This is a genomic window from Sphingopyxis sp. NFH-91, assembly GCF_021401285.1.
GTDB lineage: Bacteria > Pseudomonadota > Alphaproteobacteria > Sphingomonadales > Sphingomonadaceae > Sphingopyxis > Sphingopyxis terrae_A.
On the sequence record NZ_JACBGA010000002.1, the window covers coordinates 139,874 to 162,236 of the forward strand.

At 65.0% G+C, this 22,363-nt stretch carries 19 protein-coding genes and 1 tRNA gene; 9 read left to right on the forward strand and 11 right to left on the reverse strand.

Going from position 1 to position 22,363, the window contains the following annotated elements; translation table 11 throughout:
* Positions 1-50 precede the first annotated feature (50 nt).
* A complete protein-coding gene (locus tag L0963_RS05635) occupies positions 51-1,979 on the forward strand; it encodes a S9 family peptidase (RefSeq protein WP_234178752.1) in 1,929 nt (642 codons plus the stop codon).
* Between the two features lie 13 nt (positions 1,980-1,992).
* Here the strand turns inward: L0963_RS05635 and L0963_RS05640 are convergent, their stop codons facing one another.
* The 6 genes from L0963_RS05640 to L0963_RS05665 form a co-directional block, all read right to left on the reverse strand.
* Complete coding sequence (locus L0963_RS05640; RefSeq protein ID WP_234178753.1) at positions 1,993-2,367, reverse strand: hypothetical protein; 375 nt, start codon at positions 2,365-2,367, stop codon at positions 1,993-1,995.
* Entirely contained in the window at positions 2,364-2,813 is a 450-nt protein-coding gene (locus L0963_RS05645) for a DUF4199 domain-containing protein (RefSeq protein ID WP_234178754.1), read from the reverse strand. Before L0963_RS05645 ends, L0963_RS05640 begins: the two co-directional genes overlap by 4 nt.
* Positions 2,806-3,729 (reverse strand): AraC family transcriptional regulator, encoded by a 924-nt coding sequence (locus L0963_RS05650; protein WP_234178755.1) that lies wholly within the window; start codon positions 3,727-3,729, stop codon positions 2,806-2,808. Before L0963_RS05650 ends, L0963_RS05645 begins: the two co-directional genes overlap by 8 nt.
* Positions 3,730-3,816: 87 nt before the next feature.
* Positions 3,817-5,262 (reverse strand): acyl-CoA thioesterase/bile acid-CoA:amino acid N-acyltransferase family protein, encoded by a 1,446-nt coding sequence (locus L0963_RS05655; RefSeq protein WP_234178756.1) that lies wholly within the window; start codon positions 5,260-5,262, stop codon positions 3,817-3,819.
* A gap of 110 nt (positions 5,263-5,372) precedes the next feature.
* Positions 5,373-6,107, reverse strand: a complete 735-nt coding sequence (locus tag L0963_RS05660; RefSeq protein WP_234178757.1) for a LytR/AlgR family response regulator transcription factor — start codon at positions 6,105-6,107, stop codon at positions 5,373-5,375.
* 626 nt (positions 6,108-6,733) lie between these two features.
* Positions 6,734-6,809, reverse strand: a tRNA-Lys gene (locus L0963_RS05665).
* 343 nt (positions 6,810-7,152) lie between these two features.
* Between L0963_RS05665 and L0963_RS05670 the strand changes: the two genes are divergently transcribed.
* From L0963_RS05670 to L0963_RS05685, 4 genes are read left to right on the forward strand one after another with little or no spacing between them, the layout of a single operon-like run.
* On the forward strand, positions 7,153-8,577 hold the full coding sequence (locus tag L0963_RS05670) for an efflux transporter outer membrane subunit (RefSeq protein ID WP_186402092.1): 1,425 nt from the start codon (positions 7,153-7,155) through the stop codon (positions 8,575-8,577).
* A complete protein-coding gene (locus L0963_RS05675; protein ID WP_186402091.1) occupies positions 8,574-9,878 on the forward strand; it encodes an efflux RND transporter periplasmic adaptor subunit in 1,305 nt (434 codons plus the stop codon). The genes L0963_RS05670 and L0963_RS05675 overlap by 4 nt, the downstream gene beginning before the upstream one ends.
* Positions 9,875-10,597 carry an ABC transporter ATP-binding protein gene (locus L0963_RS05680; RefSeq protein WP_003043762.1) on the forward strand — a complete coding sequence of 241 codons (723 nt, stop codon included), beginning with the start codon at positions 9,875-9,877 and terminating at the stop codon, positions 10,595-10,597. The genes L0963_RS05675 and L0963_RS05680 overlap by 4 nt, the downstream gene beginning before the upstream one ends.
* Entirely contained in the window at positions 10,597-11,796 is a 1,200-nt protein-coding gene (locus tag L0963_RS05685; protein ID WP_062902633.1) for an ABC transporter permease, read from the forward strand. Before L0963_RS05680 ends, L0963_RS05685 begins: the two co-directional genes overlap by 1 nt.
* Positions 11,797-11,829: 33 nt before the next feature.
* On the opposite strand, the gene rodA is transcribed toward L0963_RS05685, so the two are convergent.
* The 5 genes from rodA to L0963_RS05710 all read right to left on the reverse strand — a co-directional run bounded on the left by rodA (position 11,830) and on the right by L0963_RS05710 (position 17,383).
* The gene (gene rodA, locus L0963_RS05690) at positions 11,830-12,936 is read right to left on the reverse strand and encodes a rod shape-determining protein RodA (protein WP_186402090.1); all 1,107 of its coding nucleotides are present in this window, start codon (positions 12,934-12,936) and stop codon (positions 11,830-11,832) included.
* The gene (gene mrdA, locus L0963_RS05695) at positions 12,933-14,840 is read right to left on the reverse strand and encodes a penicillin-binding protein 2 (RefSeq protein ID WP_062902631.1); all 1,908 of its coding nucleotides are present in this window, start codon (positions 14,838-14,840) and stop codon (positions 12,933-12,935) included. The genes rodA and mrdA overlap by 4 nt, the downstream gene beginning before the upstream one ends.
* Before the next feature lie 61 nt (positions 14,841-14,901).
* The gene (locus L0963_RS05700; RefSeq protein WP_234178758.1) at positions 14,902-15,423 is read right to left on the reverse strand and encodes a rod shape-determining protein MreD; all 522 of its coding nucleotides are present in this window, start codon (positions 15,421-15,423) and stop codon (positions 14,902-14,904) included.
* The gene (gene mreC, locus L0963_RS05705) at positions 15,420-16,319 is read right to left on the reverse strand and encodes a rod shape-determining protein MreC (protein WP_062902629.1); all 900 of its coding nucleotides are present in this window, start codon (positions 16,317-16,319) and stop codon (positions 15,420-15,422) included. Before mreC ends, L0963_RS05700 begins: the two co-directional genes overlap by 4 nt.
* A gap of 17 nt (positions 16,320-16,336) precedes the next feature.
* A complete protein-coding gene (locus L0963_RS05710; RefSeq protein ID WP_003043744.1) occupies positions 16,337-17,383 on the reverse strand; it encodes a rod shape-determining protein in 1,047 nt (348 codons plus the stop codon).
* 199 nt (positions 17,384-17,582) lie between these two features.
* Here L0963_RS05710 and mutL point away from each other — a divergent pair, with 199 nt between their 5' ends.
* From mutL to L0963_RS05730, 4 genes are all read left to right on the forward strand, one after another.
* Positions 17,583-19,397 (forward strand): DNA mismatch repair endonuclease MutL, encoded by a 1,815-nt coding sequence (gene mutL, locus L0963_RS05715; protein WP_186402089.1) that lies wholly within the window; start codon positions 17,583-17,585, stop codon positions 19,395-19,397.
* Positions 19,398-19,541: 144 nt separating this feature from the next.
* Positions 19,542-19,877 (forward strand): hypothetical protein, encoded by a 336-nt coding sequence (locus tag L0963_RS05720; protein WP_234178760.1) that lies wholly within the window; start codon positions 19,542-19,544, stop codon positions 19,875-19,877.
* A gap of 528 nt (positions 19,878-20,405) precedes the next feature.
* Complete coding sequence (locus tag L0963_RS05725; RefSeq protein ID WP_062902626.1) at positions 20,406-21,656, forward strand: lipoprotein-releasing ABC transporter permease subunit; 1,251 nt, start codon at positions 20,406-20,408, stop codon at positions 21,654-21,656.
* Positions 21,649-22,326, forward strand: a complete 678-nt coding sequence (locus tag L0963_RS05730; RefSeq protein ID WP_186402087.1) for an ABC transporter ATP-binding protein — start codon at positions 21,649-21,651, stop codon at positions 22,324-22,326. The genes L0963_RS05725 and L0963_RS05730 overlap by 8 nt, the downstream gene beginning before the upstream one ends.
* The last annotated feature ends 37 nt before the right edge of the window (positions 22,327-22,363 follow it).

A 22,363-nucleotide genomic window follows, 5' to 3' on the forward strand; every position in this document is an offset into this window, starting at 1 on the left:
GGAGGAGGGCATAGATGTTTCCGGAGAGGCCCGCCACGATGTTTTCGAGCATGCTGCTTGCCGTTGCCACACCGCTTTCCGCGGTCCCGCTGATCCCGTTCGACATTCTGGCAAAGGCACCGGCGATCTCGGCCGCTGTTGTATCGCCCGATGGCACGCAGGTGGCGACCATAGAGACTGTGGACGGGCGCGGTGCCGTCCATGTCGGCCCATTGGCAGGCCCGCGCCGGCTGGTGCTGCGCAATCCTGATCGTTCGATCGACAATGTGCGCTGGTCGGCCGACGGGCGGTGGCTGCTGGTCCTGCAGGACAGCGGCGGAGACGAAGGCTACCACCTGTTCCGCATAGATCCCGCCACCCCCGGCAGCACGCGCGACCTGACGCCGTTTGCCGGCGCGAATGCCGAAATTCTCCGCATGCCCGCAGGGCAGGCGGGGCCGCTGCTCCTCGCGATCAACCGGCGCGATCCCGAATACGCCGATGTCTACGCTGTGGACCCCGAGGCAGGGACGGTGCGCGAAGTGCTGCGCAATGATGCGGGCTATACCGAGTTCTTTGCCGATGGGTCGGGCGCCGTGCGTGCGGCCGGGCGAATCACGCCGGACGGATCGCTCGAGCTGTGGGGGCGTGCGGCGGCGGACGGTGCCTTCGTTCGCCTTTACACGGCACCCGCCGCAGAGCGCTTCAGGATCCTCGGCATTCATGCCGACGGGCGTTCCGTCATCGTGCGGAGCAATCGCGACGGCAACGTGGAGCGTGCAATGCTCATCGGCTTTTCTGGAGGCAGGCCCCGGCGACTGAACGGCGGCGATTGCGGCAGCTTCGATGTCGACGACATCCTGCAGGACGCCGCAGGACCGATCGCGACCGCCTGCACGCGTATCGCGAGCGATCTCACGCCGCTGGAAGGCGGCTTCGCCGAAGCGGTCCGTCTGGCCCGCCGGGTGGCGCCCGGCGACAGCCTCAGCCTCGAGTCGCGGTCGGCCGATGGAAAGGTCTCGCTGTTCTACACCGACGCCGGAAATCGGCCCGGGCGGTTCATCGTGGTGAGTGGCGGCAAGGCATCGGTCTTTGCCGAAACACGGCCCGAGCTGGCCGGCTACGCCTTCGCGCCGACCCAACCGTTCCGGCTGCGCGCCCGCGACGGGCTGCCGCTGCTCGGCTATGTCACCCGCCCGCTGGCAAGCCGCGGGCCCGGTCCGACCATCGTTGCGGTCCACGGCGGCCCCTGGACCCGCGATGCCGCCAGTTTCGAGCGCGAAACGCAGTTCTATGCCAACCGCGGCTACACCGTCATCCAGGTCAACTTCCGCGGATCGACGGGTCTCGGCAAGCGAGTGTTCGAGGGCGGCGTGGGCGAGTTCGGAGCGAGGATGTCCGACGATGTCGACGATGCGGTCAGGCTTGCTATCCGCAAGGGCTGGGCCGATCCGGCGCGGGTGTGCATCATGGGCGGCTCCTATGGCGGATTTGCCGCGCTCACCGGCATTTCGCGCGTAGGCGGATTTGCTTACCGCTGCGCGGTGGACTTTGCCGGGCCGGCCGATCTGGAAACGCTCGTGCGCGCCTTTCCGCCAAGCTGGCAGCCTTTCCTGCCGCGCTCGTGGTATCGCTTCGTCGGCAATCCCGACCGGCCCGGGGATGCCGCACTCATGCGCGAACGCTCGCCGCTTACCCATGCAGCAGCGATGCGTGCACCGCTGCTGATCTTCCAGGGTGCCAACGATCCCCGCGTGCGGCAGGACCAGTCCGACCGGATCGTCTGCTCGCTGCGGGCACGGGGAATCGATGTCGATTACCTGCTGGCCGGAAACGAGGGTCACAGCTTCGCCAACGAGGAAACCTCGCTGGCGATCACCCGCGCGACCGAAGTGTTCTTCGCGCGGCATCTGGGCGGCGAGGTCGGGGCCGAACCGCCCGAGGCGGCGACCCGGGCGCTCGATGCGTTTCGCGCGGCCGGCAAGGCGATCCGCTGCTGAGTGCGGCAGCGGCTCAGGCTCCGATGGCGGCGCGCAGGTCTGGTTCCATCCGTGCCGCCAGCACGGTCAGTTGCCGAAGCTGCGCGAATACGGCTTCATCCGCTTTCTTGACGTTGAAGCAGGTCTTGCCCTGCCGCCGCTTTGCAAGCCCCTCGGGCACAGCCGCCTCCAGCGCTGCAAGCGTGTAGAGCGGCATGATATGGTAGGCGACATAGGACTTCTTGATCGCGATCCACCCGAACCAGGCGGGCTGACCGGTGCGTGCCTCGATCCAGTGGGTCTTGAGCGTCACGTTGCCCGGGCTGTCCTCGGCAACTGTCATTCCGGGTGCGGCTTCGAGCATGATCGCGCGCAGCTCGGCGAAGATTTCGAGAAATGCCGCACTCATGGCCTCCGCCCTCCCTTGCGCAACACAAGCGTGGCAACGGCGGTGATCGCCATGCCCACCACGAACGAGCCGATGACCACTGCAGCCAGCTGCGACGGCACGTCGACCGCTGCCCCGCGCGCCTGCATTGCTGTCACGAACCCCGGATTGATAATCGTATAGTAAGCCGCGAAGAAGGCGAGGCCGATGGCTGCGCTGATGGCAGAAACCCCCAGCCCGCTTGTAAACGCACTGCGCCACGTCACTTGCCCGCCCGCCGCCTGCCGCGACCTGCGCAAGGCCCAGACAATTGCAATGACCGGGAAGATGATCGCGACAAAGCCGGTCTTCTCCCCCACATCGAGATTCTGGTTGTGCCAGCCCATGGCGAATTCAAACAGCGTCCACGCCATGGCGCCGCCGCCCGACAGCAGCCCGGCAAGCAAGATCGTTCTGGGATCAGGCATGATGACCTCCGTCTAGGGGATAGGCGACCGGCACGCGGCATTCGAGATCGAATGCTTCCCAGCCGATGTCCTCGGGCAATCGGAGATAGGCCTCCTCGGCCGGGGCATCGCGCAGGTCGAGTCCGGATGCGGGAAGCCAGCTCTTGAACAGCATCGACCACGCCCTATCGACGGCGGCAAGATCGCCCTTCACCCGCGTGCTTGCCCAAAGTCCTGCGTCCTGCTCCACCACGGCAAAGCGCGGCGGTGGGACGAGACCCTCGGGCAGCGCGATCATGAAATCATAGCGACAGCGGGACAGCGGCGTCAGGTCGGGATCGTCGCGTGAGGCGCCGACAATGCTTCCGCCGCGGGTTTCGAGCCCCTGTTCGTCGGCCCAGGCGCGCAGCCGTCGATAGGCCGCGATCAGCCTGTCCGGCGCAAGATAGCCGCCCCATACGCGCGCGGCCGCCAGCCGCACCGCAGGGCGTTCCTCGAGCGTCACCGCGAAGGCGGGATCGAGCGGCGGTGCCTCGCGCAGGAAGAACGCCGAGATCGCCTTGGCCTCACCACGGTCGGGTCGCTTGCGCCACCACGCCTCGCGATCGAAGACAGAGGGAGGCACGCCGTAAACCCGCTTGAAGGCGCGCGCAAAGCTCACTGGTGAGGCGAAACCGCAGGCAGCGGACGCAACCTTCCATGATGCTCCACGCCGCGCAAGGCCGATCGCCCGTTCCAGTCTGCGGCGCTCGGTAAAGCTTCGCAGGCTCTCGCCGGTCAGCGCGCGGAACACGCGGTGGAAGTGGAAGGGCGAGAGGCATGCTATCGCGGCTAGCCGGTCGAGCGTCACCGTCTCTTCGGGATGGGCTTCGACATGGGCGATGGCACGCGCAATCCGCGCTTCGTATCGCTCGCCGTAGACACCAGCTTCGGTCACGTTCGCCCCGGATGTTTGCTTGCCCCCGCCTTGCAGCCCAGAGCGCAGAGGTCAAACCCGCCGACCCTACACTTCTTGCGCAAATGCTCAGCGCAAGATCCGCCGCAGGAAGGCGAGCTTGGCTTCGTAAGCGGCAAACTCCGCTGCGCCCTGCGCATCGATATCGGGCGCGTAGGATGAGGCGTTGTCTTCCTGCCACGCGCGGTGCGGATAGAGCCCGTCGCCGCACAGGAAATGCCCTGCGGTGGGGGCAACGAAGGCTTCCACCTGCGAAGCCTTGCCGGCAGCGTCCATTGCATTGACGAGGCTGCGAACCATGGCCCCGCTCGACCAGGTCCGGTCGCGCTCGCCGCCGATGAGGAACAGGGCTGCTCCGGTCCGCTCGACGGGGATGCGCGCGGCGCGGGCCTCGCCGCTGAATTCGGCCCGGGCGCGGTCATAGCGGTCCGTGTTGTCGAGGAACCCGTCTCGCCGGTCGGCATAGGTCGGAATGTAGGCGAGCGGCTTGCCCTTGAACGACCAGCTCGAATAGGTGCCGGGCTCGGGGAGGGAGCGGACCTCGCTGCCGTCCCATGTGGCGGCGCCATAGCCTTCCCACACCACATCGCTCGGCACGCAGCCGACCGCCGCGCGCACCCATGGGTATGCTGCCGCGCCGACCATCGCGAACTCGCCGCCCTTGCTGTTGCCGACAAGTGCGATCCGCGCCGTGTCGGCTTCCGGGCGATCTGCCAGCCACGTGCGCGCGCGATCGAGCAATTCGATCGGGATATTGCGATGGGCATTGGGTACCGGCAGTCCGCCAGCCTCGTAGTCCCACGCGAAGTAATTGATAGCGAGCGTCGCGAACCCGGCTTCGGCATAGCGCTGGGCAATGTCGCGGGCCTTGGCGGTGCTGCCGCCTTCGCTCCCGTGGAGGTGGAGAATCACCGGCAGCCTGCGCGCGCCGACGGGCGCCGCGAAGAAACCGCTCAGTTCGGGCGTGCGGATCTCGATCCGGGTCATGGCGGCATCAGGGCGTTCGACATTGATGCGCAGCCGCCGCTCGGCAATGACGGCATCGCCGCGCGTGACGCGCAGCAGGTGCGTGCCATCGTCCTTGAGCGTCACGCCTTTCCGGGCGAAGGCCTGCGCGGCGACCAGCGGATCGCTCGCCCGGCGCGCCGACCAGAACAGGGTGGCGGGGCCCACGGCCTTGCTCGTACCGTCCTCCAGGATGGCGGTGGCGAGATCGATCCGCCCTTGCGCATCGGCTCTGATCTGCGCCCAGCCATGCATCGGCGTGGGCTCGTTCCGCCAACCACCCTTTCCGTCCGGCAGCCAGCGATTGACCACCCGGAAGAGATGCACGCCCACCAGCTCGCCCGGCCGCAGATCGTTGATTGTGATCCGCGGTATCTCGCCGAGGTAATAGGTGTCGCGCGCGTTGATGTGCGCAGGACTGATCGCTTCGCTATCGGAACCGGGTTCAGCGGCGATGGCGAAGGGGCTGGCAGCGAAAAGAGCGACGGCAAAAAGGTATGCTGGTCTCAAGGGGGGGCTCCATCAGGCGATGACGCCGCGATGGAGCGCGGAGCGAGGTGATCGGGAAAAATGCATTCAATCGACACCGAATGCGGATGAATCGACACGCCTATGTGCAATCAGATCGCCGCAGATCGGATCAAGCGTGCGCCCTCGCGGCTGCTGATCAATTGGTCGCCGTTGACGAGCGTCAGCTGGAGCCGCCCGTTCCCGGCAGGCTCGGCCCGAGCGATAGCATCGGAGCGGACGATGTGGGAGCGGTGCACGCGCAGGAAGGCTTGCCCCTCAAGACGCTTCTCGCAGGCCGCCATGCCGATCCGCGAGAGGATCGGGCCGGTGGGCAGCACGATTCGGGAATATTCGCCGGACGCCTCAATGCGCACGATCTCTGCCGGATCGATGGGGACGATGCCCTCCGGTGTCTTGACCAGCCAGCGCTGCACTTTCGCCTCGACCAATGCCGGCACGCGTTCCAGAGCATCGATGCGGCGGCGCGCATCGAGCCAGAGGCCCGTGAGCAAGGCTATGGTGCCGTAGGCAGACCCCTGGAATATCTGCCAGGGCAGGGCCGGCCCGGAGAAAAACCGGACGAAAATCCCCTCCGTCCGCGCACCGCCGGTGAGGGCCAACAGGAAGACGGCCGCGCCGTAGGCTGCCAGCGCATAAACGATTATCGCGAGGGTGGATGCGGCAAGCGCGATGGGGATTCGTTGCATGACCAGTCGGGGCGCGATTCGGTCGACGAGAGGCACGGCCAGGATGACGTGGGGGGCAGCATTGCAGATCGCCCACAAAATCGCCTCGCGCCATCCAATAAGTGTTTCTGTCAGAAGGAAAACAATTGCATACGCCAAGCTTAAGCAAATGCAAAAAAAAGACCATGCAAGGACCGGTGAGCTTCCAAGCCTCTTTGCTACTGACACGTTACGCTGCATCATCCTGATAAATTCTTCTGGATCGTAGTATCAAAAAAGGCGCAGCAACAGTCGAACAAGGCTTGCGCGGAGACCTTCATATCAGGTTGCCCCCTCCAAAATTTTTCAACGGCGAATGATGATCGACCCCATCAAGAACCGTCTGTCAATTTTCACGGAACACTCGGTAAACCTTAACTCGCTTGGCATCCAGCGCCAGAGTGTAGACATCCTAGATCGAGTGATCGAACGGGTCTTGAGTGCTTAGGCGGATAGGACAACCCGGTCGAAGACAGCAGCTCGTGGTGGCCATTAAAAGGGAGCATACTGGTTCGGAGCAGCTTGGAATTAGCCCTAGCCACGGTCGTCAGTTTTAGCCACGACTCGCTCAAGGCCTGACGTCCTCCTGGCTCGCCCGCAGGGCGGCTCCTGAATCGCCCAAAAGTAGCTTGACCATGCTCGATGGTAAGTTCGCATGCTGCTACCTAGAGAGCTACCTAGTACGCACATGGCGGCCTTCGCCAAACTTCGCGAGCTCTCTAAGTAATTCGCAAATATGTAAAAATTGGTGGACGCACTAGGGCTCGAACCTAGGACCCGCTGATTAAGAGTCAGCTGCTCTACCAACTGAGCTATGCGTCCACATGCCGGTTTTCGGCGGACTTCGCGGCGGCCAAAAAGGCTTTGTGCTGCGAAGAGAGCGGCCCGCTATCATGCTCGTTCAGGCATGGCAATGGGCTTCGGCAATATTTTTTCGCAAAAGGCAATTTACGTTGCTTGGGTAAGGCGTGCGATCGGGCTTTTGCGTTGAGGGCGTCGGACGGCGGCGCCGGGAAATGTCGGGAATGGGGGAGCGTCGGCGACCAAAATGGAGGCATCGGGTGGCTTGCGCGGCGCCCGAAAGCTTGCGTATTCCAGCAATTTATGGTCTGCCGTCCGGCAAGCGCGGTAATTTTTGCATCCGCGGTGGGACTTTGAGGGGCGCATGCAGACGGGACGGCGCTGGCTGACAATAGCCCTGATGGCGGGCGGTCTTGGGGGCTGCGTTTCGGCGCCGACCGAATATCCGTCCGGGCCGGGCCTTCCCGTTCCCGAGCAATGGTCGGTCGAATCGGGAAGCCGCCCGGCCGCCACTGCGTCCTATTGGACGCGGCTGAACGATCCGCTGGTCGATTCCTATGTCGCGCGCGCACTGGAGAATAATCGCGATATTGCCCAGTCGGCGGCGCGCCTGGTGCAGGCGCGTGCGGGTGTGCGCGCAGCGCGCGCGGGCTATTTCCCGCAGGTCACGGCCTCCGGAGGCGTGCAGCGCGATGTCGGCGATCTGGCCGACGAGCGGCTGCAATATTCGCTCGGCGCCGACGCGCAGTGGGAGATCGATCTTTTCGGACGCATCGGCGGCAATGTCGCCGCATCGCGGGCCGATCTTGCCGCCGCAGGCTATGGCCTTGCCGACCTGCAGCGCCTGATCGTGGGACAGGTGGCGCAGACCACCGTTTCGGCGCGAACGCTCGCGGTACAACTCGCGATCGCGCGCGAAACGCTGACCATTCAGGACGATAATCTCCAGATCGCGCGCTGGCGACGCGAGGCCGGCCTCGTATCGAGCCTCGATGTCGAGCAGGCCGCCGCGCAGCGGGCCCAGACTGCGGCGAGCATTCCGGCGCTTGAACGCGATCTCGCGCAGGCGGCGAACAGCATTTCGACCCTGATCGGCGAAGCACCCGGCCCGGTGCGGACGGCGATCGAGGGCGAAGCAAAAGCAATTCCGGCTCCGCCGGACGCGGTGGGGTTCGATGCGCCGGCCGCCGTGCTGCGCAGCCGCCCCGACGTCCGCCAGGCGGAAGCGACGCTGCTCGCCGACACGGCGCGCATCGGCGTTGCACGCGCGCAGATGCTGCCGCTGGTCAACCTTACCGGCAACCTCGGCACCGCCTCGTTCGGGATCGGCAATCTGTTCGATGTGATAACCGGGCGGCTCTTTGCGGGGATCAGCCAGCTGATCTTTGACGGCGGCCGCGCGCGCGCGGGTGTCGACGCCGCCAATGCAGCCGCGCAGGCTTCGCTTGCGGCATGGCAAAAGGCGATCCTTGGCGCGCTGGAAGATGTCGAGAGCGCCGCCGCCGCCCAGCGCGCGGCGGGCGAGCGCGTTGTCCTTTTCGCAGCGGCGCGCGATGCGGCGAGCAATGCCGCGCTGCTGGCGCGCAGCCAGTATCAGGCGGGCCTGATCGACTTTCAGACTTTGCTGACTGCGGAGAACCAGTTGCTCGCGGCCCGCAACGCGCTGGCGGCGAGCGAGGCCGAGCGGGCCAACGCCTTTATCAGCCTCAACCAGGCGCTCGGCGGCGGTTGGGACGGGACCAATCTCGATCCGGATGCCGGCGTTCGGACACAGGGGACTAGCGAATGACCGATACCGGCACTGCGACGCAGGAACTCGAGGATTTTCTTGGCGCGAAGCCGCGCCCCAAGTGGCGGCGCTGGATGAAATACTGGCTGCCGGCGGCGCTGATACTCTTCATATTGCTGGCGATGGCAACCTGTTCGCGCGGGAAAGGCGAGGCCAAATATATCACCGAGCCGGTGACCGAGAAGTCGCTGACGCTCAGCGTCACGGCGACCGGGAATCTGCGGCCGACCAATCAGGTCGAGGTCGGGTCCGAAGTGTCGGGCAAGATCGATCACATTTATGTCGATGTGAACGACCGCGTCTCCAAGGGGCAGGTCCTCGCCCAGATCAACACCGACGTGATCGAGGACCAGATCACCCAGGCCGAGGCCAATCTCAACGCGGCGCGCGCGCAGGTGGCGCAGGCGCAGGCGACGCTTGACGTCGACAAGGCGCAGCTCGCGCGGCTGGAAAATGTGTTCAAGATCTCGGGCGGCAAGGTTCCCTCAGGGGTCGAACTCGATCAGGGTCGCGCGGCAGTGAAGCGCGATACCGCCGTCGTTGCCGCGGCGCAGGCGAATGTCCGCGCTGTCGAGGCGCAATTGTCGTCGGCGGTGACCAACCGCAACCGCGCGGAGATCCGTTCGCCCGTTTCGGGTGTCGTGCTCGCGCGCCAGGTCGAGCCCGGGCAGACTGTCGCGGCAAGTTTCAACACCCCGACCCTGTTCATCATCGCCGAAGATCTGTCGGCGATGCAGCTTCGCGTCGAGATCGATGAAGCCGACGTCGGACAGGTCCAGACCGGACAGAAGGCCGACTTCACGGTCGATGCCTATCCCGGTCGTCGCTTTCCCGCGGTCGTCGAGCGCGTCGATCAGGCGTCGAGCAACACGGCTTCGCAGGCGAGCCAGCAGACGGCCACCGCAACCGCCAATGCGGTCGTCAGCTATGAGGCGAGGCTGGCGGTCGCCAACGGCGACGGGCTGCTGCGTCCGGGGATGACCGCGACGGCGACCATTGCGACGGGCAGCACCGGCAAACAATTGCTGGTTCCGAACGGGGCCCTGCGCTTTCAGCCCGATGCGAAGGAAAAGGAAAAGGGCGGCGTGCTCAATCCCGAAATCGGGCTGGAAAAGAATGAACAGCGCGCGACGATCGGCGTGGGCAGCCAGCAGCGCGTCTGGGTGCTTCAGGCCGACGGGACGCTGAAGCCCGTCGACGTTGTGACGGGGCAGAGCGACGGCCGCCTGACCGCCGTGACGGCCAAGGGGCTTCGGCCCGGCATGAAGGTGGTGACGGGCAAGGGGGCGACGGGCCAGTGACGCCCCCCGAGATCCCGCTGATCGAACTCGAAGGGATAACGAAGACCTTCGGCCGGGGCGAGGCGGCCTTTCAGGCGCTCAAGGGCGTCGACATGCGGATCGAGCGCGGCGATTTCGTCGCGGTGATGGGGCCGTCGGGCTCGGGCAAATCGACGACGATGAACATCCTCGGCTGCCTGGATGTCCCGACGAGCGGCGTGTTCCGCTTTCGCGGGGTCGAGGTGCAGGCGCTCGATCGCGATCAGCGCAGCCTGCTGCGGCGGCGTTATCTGGGCTTCGTCTTTCAGGGCTTCAATCTCCTTGCCCGCACCAGCGCGGTCGAAAATGTCGAACTGCCGCTGCTCTATCGCGGCGAAAAGAAGAGCGAGCGCCACGCCGCAGCCATGCGCGCGCTCGATCAGGTGGGTCTTGCGCCCTGGGCGGATCACACGCCGGCCGAATTGTCGGGCGGCCAGCAGCAGCGGGTGGCGATCGCCCGGGCGCTCGTCACCCAGCCCGACGTGCTGCTCGCCGACGAGCCTACGGGCAATCTCGATACCGAACGCTCGATCGAGATCATGCAGTTGCTCACGCGCCTGAACGGCGAAGGCATCACCATCCTGATGGTCACGCATGAGGAGGAAATGGCAGCCTTTGCCAACACCATCGTGCGCTTTCGCGACGGGCTGGTCGAACGGGTCGAACGCGGCAGGCGCACCCGCAGCGAGGAACCCGCCTGATGTTCGGCGCAACGCTCCTGCTCGCCTTTCGCGAGATACGGCGCCATCTGCTGCGTTCGTTCCTGACGACGCTCGGCATCATCATCGGCGTCGCGGCGGTGATCACGATGGTGACGCTCGGAAATGGCGTCACGGCATCGATCAAGGACCAGATATCCTCGCTGGGGTCTAACGTGCTGATCGTCTTTCCCGTGCAGGGCGATCGCGGCAGGCCGCGGCCGTTCAAGCAAGCCGATGTTGATGCAGTGAGCAGGCAGATCGCCGGCGTCGTCGATGTGTCGGGCAGCGTGTCGTCCAGCGTCACGGCCTTTCATAACGGGCAGAGCTGGCGCACGACCGTGCAGGGCGTCGGCAATGACTTCCTGCGCGCCCGGTCGATTGAGATCGAAAGCGGCCGCGCGTTCACGAACGAGGAGGAAAGCGCGGGCAAGAATATGTGCCTGATCGGGCCCAAGGTCCAAAAGGCGATATTCGTCGCCGGGAGCAGTCCGCTCGGCGAAAATATCCGGTTGAACAACGTGTCCTGCACCGTGATCGGCGTTCTCAAGGAACGCGGCGAGGGCGGCGGTCCCGATCAGGACAGCGACAATGTCGTGATGGTCCCGCTGAAAATGGCGCAGCGCCGCTTCACCGGCAGCGACGATATCCAATATTTCGTGATCAAATATGACAGCGCCTACGCCAGCACCGCCATTCAGGATTCGCTCGTCGGCCTGCTGCGCGAGCGGCGCCTGTTGCAGGGCGCGGCCACCAACGACTTCAACATCGTTGATACCGCGCAGGTCAATCAGGCGCTCGGTGCGGCAACCGGCGCGTTGACCGCGATGGTTGCGGTGATCGCGGGGATCAGCCTGCTTGTCGGCGGGATCGGGATCATGAATATCATGCTTGTCTCGGTCACCGAACGGACGCGCGAGATCGGCATCCGTCTCGCCATCGGGGCGCTGGCGCGCGAGGTGCAGCTCCAGTTTCTGACCGAGGCCGTCGTGCTGTGCTGTTTCGGCGGTGCGGTCGGCATCGCCTTCGCTTTCATCCTGTCCTGGGGGATGGCGAGCGTGATCGACGTGCCCTTCATCTTCAATCCGGTCGTCAATGTGATGAGCTTCCTATTCTCCGCCTTGATGGGGATAACATTCGGCTATTATCCGGCGCGCCGGGCGTCGAAGCTCGATCCGATCGACGCGCTGCGGCACGAATAAGCGGCACGCGCGGTCGCGGCGCCGCTGGCGTCGTCAGCTCAGCCGGCTGTGCCGCTTCTTGCTGTCACTCTCGATCGCGAGGATGATGCCGATGCAGGTCATGATCGTCAGCATCGACGATCCGCCATAGGAGAAGAGCGGCAACGGGATACCGACGACCGGCGCCAGCCCCATCACCATTCCCAGATTGATCGCGATGTAGAAAAAGATCGTCATGGTGAGGCCGGTCGCGGTCAATTGGCCGAAGCGCGTCCGCGCGTCGAGCGCGACGCGCGTGGACCAGCGCAGCAGGAAGAAGAAGCCGAGGAGCAGCAACAGCCCGCCGACCAGCCCCCATTCCTCCGACATGGTGGCGAAGATGAAGTCGGTATGCCCTTCGGGCAAATAATCGAGGTGGCTTTGCGACCCGTTGAGGAAGCCCTTGCCGAACAGTCCGCCCGATCCGATCGCAATCTTCGACTGGCTGATGTGATAGCCGGCGCCCAGCGGATCGCTTTCGGGGTCGAGGAAGATCAGCACGCGCTTCTGCTGATAGTCGTGCAGCATCGAAAAGAGGATCGGCAACGCGGCCAGTCCCGCGAGCGCGGCGCTGCCGAACCACCACAGCGGAAGGCCCGAGACGAACATCACGATCGCCGCGCTGGCGCAGATCGCCAGCGCCGTGCCGAGGTCGGGCTGGAGCATCACGAGCGCGGCGGGGATGCCGATCATCACCAGCGCGGGCCACAAGGCGTTGAAGGTGCGCGTGCTGCCCGGCGGCAATTGGGCGTAGAAGCGCGCGAGAGCGAGGACGATCGCGACCTTCATCAGTTCCGACGGCTGGAGGTTCATGAATCCGAGATTGAGCCATCGCTGACTGCCGCCGCCGACAAAACCCAGCGCTTCGACCGCAAGCAGAAGCAGCGCGACGCCCAGATAGCCAAGGTAAGAGAAATCTTCGAAAATGCGGATCGGCATGCGCCCGATCGCGAGCGCGACGAGCAGGAAGACGATGAAGCGCACCCCCTGTTGGAGCGCCCAGGGCGTCACGCTGCCGCCGGCGGCCGAATAGAGGACGAGCAGGCCGAAGCCGGTGATCGCCGACAGGAGTGCGATCAGCTTCCAGGGGATGCGCTGGACGGCGGGCGGAACCGGGATCATTGCGCGAGCCCCGGATCGGGGCGCGCGATACCCGCCTTCCACGCAGCATAGTCGCGGTCCATCCGCTCCTTGATCGTGCCGCCCCAGCCGGCCTCAAAGGCGGTCAGTGCCTCCATCGCCTTTTCACGGTCGTAGAGGAAGGTGAAGATGTCCTTGGCAACGGGCGCCGCCGCGCGGCTGCCGCCCATGCCATGTTCGATGATGACCGACGCGGCATAGCGCGGATTTTCGACCGGCGCGAAGCAAATGAACAGGCCGTGATCGCGAAATTTCCACGTGCCGCCCTTGCCGTTGCCGGTGTTGAGGCCGCGAACCTGGGCCGTGCCGGTCTTGCCCGCCATCTGGATGCCGTCGAGCGGCAGGCGGCTGCGCCCCGCGGTTCCGCCGGGGGCGTTGACGACGCGGTTCATCCCCTCGCGCGCGGTCGCAAAGGCTTCGGCTGAGAAGGGCAAAGGCTCGTTCGAGAATTGCCGGCTGACGAGGCGGGGGTAGAGTTTGCGGCCCGAGGCGATACGCGACGCCATGACGGCGAGCTGGAGCGGGTTCACGCTGACATAGCCCTGGCCGATCACCGCATTCAGCGAATCGGACGCCGACCAGGGTTGGCCGTATTTTTTCATCTTCCACGCGCTGTCGGGAATCGTGCCGTATCGCTGGTTGCTTCCGGCAAGTTGGAATTCCTCGCCCAGCCCCATCATCTTCGCGGTCGGCGCGATGGCGTCATAGCCCAGCCGGTCGGCGACCCAATAGAAATAGCTGTTACAGCTTTTCATGATCGCGGTCGGCATGTCGACGCTGCCGTGGGTGCCGAGACAGCGGAAGAAACGGTTGCCGAGGCGATAGCCGCCGATGCAGGTGTGGCGTTCGCTCGGGTCCATGCCATGTTCGATCGCGGCGATCGCGGCCATCGGCTTCAGCGTCGATCCCGGGGGGTAGAGGCCGCGGGTCGCCTTGTTGATCAGCGGCTGGTGATCGTCGGCGCGCAGCCAGCCATATTCGGCATTGCTGATCCCGTCCGAAAAGCTGTTCGGATCGAAAGACGGCATCGAAACGAAGGCGAGGATGTCGCCATTGAGGCAGTCGATGACGACCGCCGCCCCTGATTCGGGGCCCATGCGGCGCGCGGCATATTCCTGCAGATCGGCGTCGATGGTCAGGTGGACGGTCTTGCCTTGCGTGTCGGGCTGGGTGCTGAGATCGCGCACGACCTTGCCCCGCGCGGTGACTTCGACGCGCTTGGCGCCGGCCTTGCCGCGCAGCAATTCCTCGAAATATTTCTCCAGCCCGTCCTTGCCGGTCTTGAAGCCGGGGGTGATGAAGAGCGGATCCTTGACCTTTTCATATTCCTCGGCGGTCGGGGCGCCGACATAGCCGATCAGGTGGCCGACCGCGGCGCCGGTGGGATAGTTGCGGGCAAAACCGCGCGTCGGGGCAATGCCGGGGAGGTCGGGGAGGCGGACGAGGATCGATGCATATTGCTGCTCGGTCACGTCCTCCGCAACCGCAACCGGCTGGAATCCCGATGCCGCCTTGAGGTCGCGTTCGATGCGCGCCATTGCGTCGCCGTCGAGCTGCAACAACGTGCGGAGCTGGCCCAGCACCAGTTCCTTGCTGTGCATGCGATCGGGAATGATGTCGATGCGGAGCGAGACGCGGTTGTTGGCAAGCGCCTTGCCGTGGCGGTCGACGATCCAGCCGCGACGCGGCGGGATGAGCGTCAGATTGACGCGGTTGCTTTCGGATTCAAGGACATAGCGATCATTGTCGATGATCGAGATATAGCCCATCCGCGCCGCGAGCGCGGCGCCCACGGCGATTTGTCCGCCGCCGACGACAAGGGTGCGGCGCGTGAAGGTGAGGCCCCTCCAGGCTTCGGTAATGGGCGGACTTTTCTTGCGGGACATGAAAGCGGAAATTCGTTGGCAATCTGGGGCGAAGGCTAAGGCGGGGGCGGGAGGCGGGCGATTATCGGCGCTTGAGACGGAAATTGTCAAACTTGCCGGTCAGGCGGAGGAACAGCGGCATCAGCAGCACCGAAATGATGATCTGCGGCAGCACGAGGCCGAGCATATGCCCGGCGGGAGCGTGTGGAAAGGTGATAAGCACCGCAAGCGCCTGAACAGCGGCGACGAGCAGCGCGCCGATCGCCCAGTCGTGCAGGAAGCCGCGCCAATAGATGCGCTGCGAGAGATAGGCGATCGCGATGCTCGCGGCGGTCCACAGCCCGATGGCTGTGCCGATCGGCGCGCCGCTGAACAGATCGTCCCACAGGCCGAGCGGCAGACCGATCCACACCGGCCACATTTCGGTACGCAGAAGTTGCCAGCTCAGGAAGAAGAGGAGACCGAGCGGGGGCAGCACGGGCGAACTGGCGACGAGCGGCAGCATCAACGGCAGCGCCGACGCGATCATCACCGTCGCGATCGGCACGACCTGCATCCGCCAGCGCGAGGCTGGCTCGCCGATCCGCTGTCCGTGCCGGTTCATGGCGCGCCGGCCGCCGTGGAGGATTGGGCGGGCACCGCCTGCGCCTCGATATTATCGGGCGTATAGGGCCGCAGCACCGCTACCGCATCGACCTTTGCCGGGTCGGCCAGCGGACGCGCGAGCGCGCCATCGTCCTGGCGCCGCACGACGATGGCGACCGGAATGTTCGGAGGATAAAGGCCGCCGGTTCCCGACGTCACAAGGATGTCGCCGGGTTTGAAGGGATTGTTCGCGATGTTGAGCGTGCGAACGTCGAGATCGCCGTTGCCGCGGCCCGTTGCGAGCGCCGGCAGGCCGTCACGCGCCCGGCGCACCGGCACGACATTTTCGACGTCGGTAAGGAGCAGCACCTGCGACACCGATGGCCCGGCGGTCAGCACGCGGCCGATCAGGCCGTCGGCGCCGCGTACCGGCTGGCCCGCCAAAACACCCCGGTTGCGCCCGAGGCTGAGCAGCGCGATGCGGCGGCTGCTCGTCGAGGTCGAGGTGAGCAGATAGCCATGGGCGAGCGCCGAGCGATCGGTCTGCTGCAGACCGAGCAGCGACTTGAGCTGGCGATTTTCCTCTTCGAGCGCGCTGGTCGCGACGAGACGGCGGCGCGCCTCGGCCAGTTCCTTGCGCAAGCGGCGGTTCTGCGATCCCGCGCCGACGTAGGCCGACACAGTGTCGTCGACGCCCGAGATCGACCCGATCACCGACCGCGTGCCGCGCGCGATCGGCGCGGTTATTTCCTGACTGGCGACGCGCAGGGCGGCAAAGCCGACGGGGTCGGCGACCGAAAGGATCGCCAGAAGCAGCCCCGCAAGCGCGCCCGTTATCGCAATAACATAGGCGGCGAACAGGCTGTACTGGGCCTTTCGGGATTGCCCCGGACGCCGATGTGCCGGGCGAACCATGGACCGTCTGTCCGCGATCAGGCTTGCTGCAGCACGCCGCGGAAGGCGGGATCCTCCATCGCGCGGCCGGTGCCGATCGCGACGCAGGTCAGCGGGTCTTCCGCGACCGTCACCGGCAGGCCGGTTGCGTCGCGCAGCAATTCGTCGAGTTCGCGGATCAAAGCGCCGCCGCCGGTGAGCACGATGCCCTGGTCGACAATGTCGGCTGCGAGTTCGGGGGCGGTGTTTTCGAGCGCGATGCGCACGCCTTCGACGATCGTGCCGATCGGTTCGGACAGTGCTTCGGCGATCTGCGCCTGATTGATCGAAATTTCCTTCGGCACGCCGTTGACGAGGTCGCGGCCCTTGATGTGGATCGTCATGCCGACGCCGTCGGCGGGCACGCGCGCGATGCCGAAATCCTTCTTGATCCGCTCGGCGGTCGATTCGCCGATCAGCAGATTGTGATGGCGGCGAACGTAGGAGACGATCGCTTCGTCCATCTTGTCGCCGCCGGCGCGGACCGAGGTCGTGTAAGCCAGGCCGCGCAGCGAGAGCACCGCGACTTCGGTGGTGCCGCCGCCGATGTCGACGACCATAGAGCCGATCGGTTCGGTAACCGGCATGTCGGCGCCGATTGCGGCCGCCATCGGTTCCTCGATCAGCCACACCTGGCTTGCCCCGGCGTTCGATGCGGCGTCACGGATCGCGCGGCGTTCAACGCTGGTCGAACCCGACGGCACGCAAATCACGATTTCGGGGCTGCGAAACGCGTTGGCCTTGCCGCCGTGCACCTTGGTGATGAAGTGCTTGATCATCTGTTCGGCGACATCGATGTCGGCGATGACCCCGTCACGCAGCGGGCGGATGGCCTCGATGCTGTCGGGCGTCTTGCCCATCATCAGCTTGGCATCGTCGCCGACCGCCTTGACCCGCTTGATCCCGTTCAGCGTCTCGACCGCGACGACCGAGGGCTCATTGAGCACGATGCCCTTGCCGCGCACGTAAACGACCGTGTTCGCGGTGCCGAGGTCGATTGCCATGTCTTGGGAATTGAACTTCAGAAAACGGGAAAAGAAGGACATCGATACTGCTTCCTGTCATCGGCACGTGCCAGCCGGGTCGGTCTGGTCCTGCCGCCATCGAATGTGAACCCGCGCGCCTACCGGCACAGGACCAATCAGGGGGAGATTCCGGCTCTTCCCGGACGGGGTGGCTGGACAAAATGATTAGGGCTGAGCGGATGGGTCGCGATTTGCGTCCGACTGCGCTAGGACAGCCCCCATGTCAATACGCCGCCTGCCGGAAAAGCTAGTAAATCGGATCGCAGCCGGTGAAGTGGTCGAAAGACCCGCCGCAGCGCTCAAGGAGCTCGTCGAAAACGCCCTCGATGCGGGGGCGACTCGCATTGCGGTGCGAATCGCCGAGGGCGGAATTCTGCGGCTGGAAGTCGATGACGACGGGTGCGGGATGACCGCGTCCGACATGGCGCTCGCGCTCGAGCGCCATGCGACCTCGAAATTGCCGACCGATGCGATCGAGGAAGTGACGACAATGGGCTTTCGCGGCGAAGCCTTGCCGTCGATTGCCAGCGTTGCGCGGTTGACGCTTGAAAGCCGCGTTGCGGGCGCGGACGGGTGGCGCCGTGTGATCGATAATGGCAGCCTCATCGCCGAAGGGCCGGCGGCGCTCGCCAAGGGCACGCGGGTGATGGTCGAGGATCTGTTCGCGCGCGTGCCTGCCCGGCGCAAGTTTCTGCGTAGCGCGCGCAGCGAATATGCCGCCTGCCTCGATGTCGTGAAACGTCTGGCTATGGCGCGCGCCGACGTCGGTTTTACCGTCGAGCATGACGGGCGCCGCGTGCTCGACGTCCAGGGCGGCCAGGATCGTCTCAGCCGTGTCGCGGCACTGACCCAGCGCGACCTGGCGGCGAACAGCATCGGAGTCGATGTCGAGCGCGGCGAGGTCCGGCTCGGCGGCGTGATCAGCCTGCCCACCTACAACCGCGGTATCGCCGACCATCAATATCTGTTTGTCAACGGCCGTCCGGTGAAGGACCGGCTGCTCGTCGGGGCATTGCGCGGCGCCTACGCCGATCTGCTCGCGCGTGATCGCCATCCGGTCGTCGCGCTCTTCCTCGATCTGCCGACGAGCGAGGTCGATGTGAACGTCCATCCGGCGAAAACCGAAGTGCGGTTCCGCGATCCGCAGCTTGTGCGCGGGATGATCGTCGGCGGGCTGCGCCGCGCGCTCGACGAACAGGGGTTTCGCAGCGTCCAGCGCCCTGCCGAAGCCGCGCTCGCGGCGTGGCAGCAGGAACCGGCCGCACCGGCGCCGACGACCGGATTTCTGTTCGGCCAGCGCAGCGAGCGCGCGGTGCATCTGTTCGGCGCCGATGCCGCGCCGCCGCCCGCCGACGCGGCGCGCGTCTATGACCGGATGATGACCTTTGCGGGCGCCGCCGCGCCGATCGCAGGGCGAGCCGAAGTGGCCGAAGCGCCGCCGCCGGTCGCCGCCGACCATCCGCTAGGCATCGCGCGCGGACAGATCGCCAACACCTATATCGTTGCCGAGGCCGAGGACGGTCTGGTCATCGTCGACCAGCATGCGGCGCACGAGCGGCTGGTGCTCGAACAATTGCGCCGCGGCATGGCGGGGCAGGCGGTGCCGTCGCAGGGCTTGCTGCTGCCCGAGATCGTCGAGATCGACGAGCCGGCGTGCGATCGCCTCGAAGCGGCTGCGGGTCAGCTTTCCGCGCTGGGGGTCGAGATAGAGCGCTTCGGCCCCGCGGCGGTGATGGTGCGCGCGACGCCCGCGATGCTGGGCGCGATTGACTGCCACAAACTCGTCACCGATATCGCCGACGATTTGGCGGGCTATGACGCAGCGCTGGGCCTCTCCGAGCGGCTCGAACTCGTGGCGGCGACGATGGCGTGTCATGGGTCGGTGCGCGCCGGGCGTCCGCTCAATGTCGCCGAAATGAACGCCTTGCTCCGCCAGATGGAAGTGACGCCCCATTCGGGCCAGTGCAACCACGGCCGTCCGACCTGGGTGAAACTGCAGATGGCGGACGTAGAGCGACTTTTTGGCCGTAAATGAACGGGTTAGCGTGTTGCTATTTTAATTGATCATTGTTGATAGCTTGGACGACTATGATTGATGACTGCAAAAGACCGACATTGCGGACTTTGGCTCAATTTGCCAAGATGTCGTTACCGATCATCGTAGCAGGCATTCCCCGACATGTTTAAACCAAACAAGGGAATAGTTTTAGAGGCTCTTAGAGAGCTAAGCGACAAAGGCTTTCAAGAATACTACTGGATGGGGCGAGACCAGAGCGTAGTATGCGTTCCTGAAGAGCTATGCCATTCCATTCGGTTCAGCAGCAACTTGGCGCTGAATTTCAAGTCCGGAAGACCGGTATTCGGTCATTGGGATGCGCGGATCATGGCTCTTGCGGAAAGATTTTGCGACCTCGTCGATGTAACTTCCGGTGATGCCGAGGCCATGCTCGCAGCAGCTGAAATGGAGCAAATCCGGGCCGAAGCACAGTCGATACTGGATGGCATCAAGGCTTAGCCGCCAATGCCGAATGGGACGGTCTCTCGTCCGCTTCCTATCCCCATATCGGGAATTTCTACTCCAGCTTCGGCGGAAAAGCTGGCACCTCTTGTGGGTTGGCTGGGGTGAAGCTGGCGATGGACGATGTGGAGAAGCTGTGCGGGCGCAAATTAGGGCGGCGCGGAGGTCCGGCAGCACGATGGCCCGGAATCACAACGCCCGGGCCTCATGCGAGACCCGGGCGCCTGTGACGAACGTCGCCATCCCCCTTGTGCACAGGCCAGGCGACCGGCCTGCACTCCCTGGAACCGGGCCTTGCGCCGCGTTGAACCAGAAGCCATTGGGCTATGCGCCGCGCCGGGCTTTGTCACCCATTCGTCGACAGGCTGCGGCGCTTTTGCACCGCCCTGTGGCCGTTTGGCAACATATTCTGCGAATCATTCGCAGCGAATTGTGCCCCACGGTGACCATTGCCAGCGGCCCGGACGCCCCCTAAAGCGGCGGCATGACCGCAACGCGCACCGCGCATGAAGGGGCGTCCGCCCGATGATCCTGCGTCCTTACGAACGCGCCATCTTCAAACGCTATCTGCTTCCGCAACGTGGCGAAGGCTTCATCTTCGTCGCGGCGGCGTTCAGTTTTACCGCGGTGATGCTGGGGGTCGCGGCGCTGGTTATCGTGATGAGCGTGATGAACGGTGTCCGCTCCGACCTGTTCGACAAGATCGTCGGGCTGAACGGCCATGCGGTGGTGCAGGGCTTCGGCGGCCGTCTCGACGACTGGCGCGATCTGCTCAAGGAGGTGAAGGCGACGCCGGGCGTCGTGTCGGCAACCCCGCTGATCGAGCAACCCTTGCTCACCACCTTCAACGGGCGCGTCGAGGGGGTGCTGGTGCGCGGGATGACCGTCGCCGACATTCGCGGCAACGGCGTGCTCAACGGCAAGGTTTTGCAGGGCAACCTTGATTCGCTGAAGCCTGGCACCGACAATGTCGCGATCGGCAGCGAACTGGCGCGTAATCTGGGCGCGACGGTCGGGTCGATGATCACGATCATCAATCCCGCAGGCCGGTCGACGCCGTTCGGAACGGTGCCGCGCGAGATTGCCTATCGCGTGTCGGCGATCTTCGAGATCGGCGTCTATGATTTCGACAAGGCCTATGTCGTGATGCCGATGGAGAATGCGCAGCTGCTGCTGCTCACCGGCGATCAGGTGGGAATGATCGAGATCAAGACGACCGATCCCGACAAGGTGGGCGAGATACTGCAGCCGCTGGCCGAAAAGGTCGCGGCGCAGGCGGTGATTTCGGACTGGCGGTCGATGAATAGCAGTCTGTTTGAGGCGCTGTCGGTCGAGCGCGTCGCGATGTTCGTGATCCTGTCGCTGATCGTGCTCGTTGCCGCTTTCAACATCATCTCTTCGCTCATCATGCTCGTCCGCGCCAAGACGCGCGACATGGCAATCCTGCGCACCATGGGCGCGCCGCGCGATGCGGTGATGCGCATCTTCATGGCGATCGGCCTGTCGATCGGCGTTGCGGGAACCATTGTCGGCATGATCATCGGCTTCAGCCTGCTTTACTTCCGCGCCGGCGTGCTGCGCGGAGCGGAATTCATCACCGGGCAGCCGCTGTGGGATCCGTCGATCCGCTTTCTGACCGAATTGCCGTCGAAGCCCGATCCGTTCGAAATCGTCGGCATTGCGGTGATGGCGATCGTCTTCAGCTTCCTCGCGACGCTCTATCCGGCGCTCAAGGCCGCGAATACCGATCCCGTGCAGGTGCTGCGCTATGAATGATGTCGTCCTCGAGCTTGTCGACCTGAAGCGCAGCTTTACGCAGGGCGACGTTACCATCCATGTGCTGCGCGGTATCGATGCGGCGCTGAAGCGCGGCGAAATCGTCGCGCTGCTCGGCCCGTCGGGATCGGGCAAGTCGACGATGCTGCAGGCGGTCGGCCTGCTTGAAGGCGGTTTCGAGGGCACAATCCGCATCGATGGCGAGGATGTGACGCGCTTCGATCAGAGCGCGCGGACAACCACGCGGCGCGAGAAGATCGGCTTCGTCTATCAATTCCACCATCTGCTCCCCGATTTCAGCGCGGTCGAGAATGTCGTGCTGCCGCAGCTCATTCGCGGCGCGCGCCAGGCCGAAGCCGAAGAGCGCGCTGCCGACCTGCTCGGCCGGCTCGGACTCGCCGAGCGTCTGCACCACAAGCCGAGCAAGCTGTCGGGCGGCGAGCAACAGCGCGTTGCGGTGGCGCGCGCGCTGGCGAACCGGCCGCTGCTCGTGCTCGCCGACGAACCCACGGGCAATCTCGACGAAGCGACGGCGGACCGCGTGTTCGACCAGTTCGTCAAACTCGTCCGCGATCATGGTTCTGCCGCACTGGTTGCGACGCATAACGAACGGCTGGCGGCGCGGATGGATCGCGTGTGGCGCTTGCACGAAGGACAGATCGAGGCGTAGGCAAAGCTGGAAGCGATTGCCGACGCCCAGCCGAAGG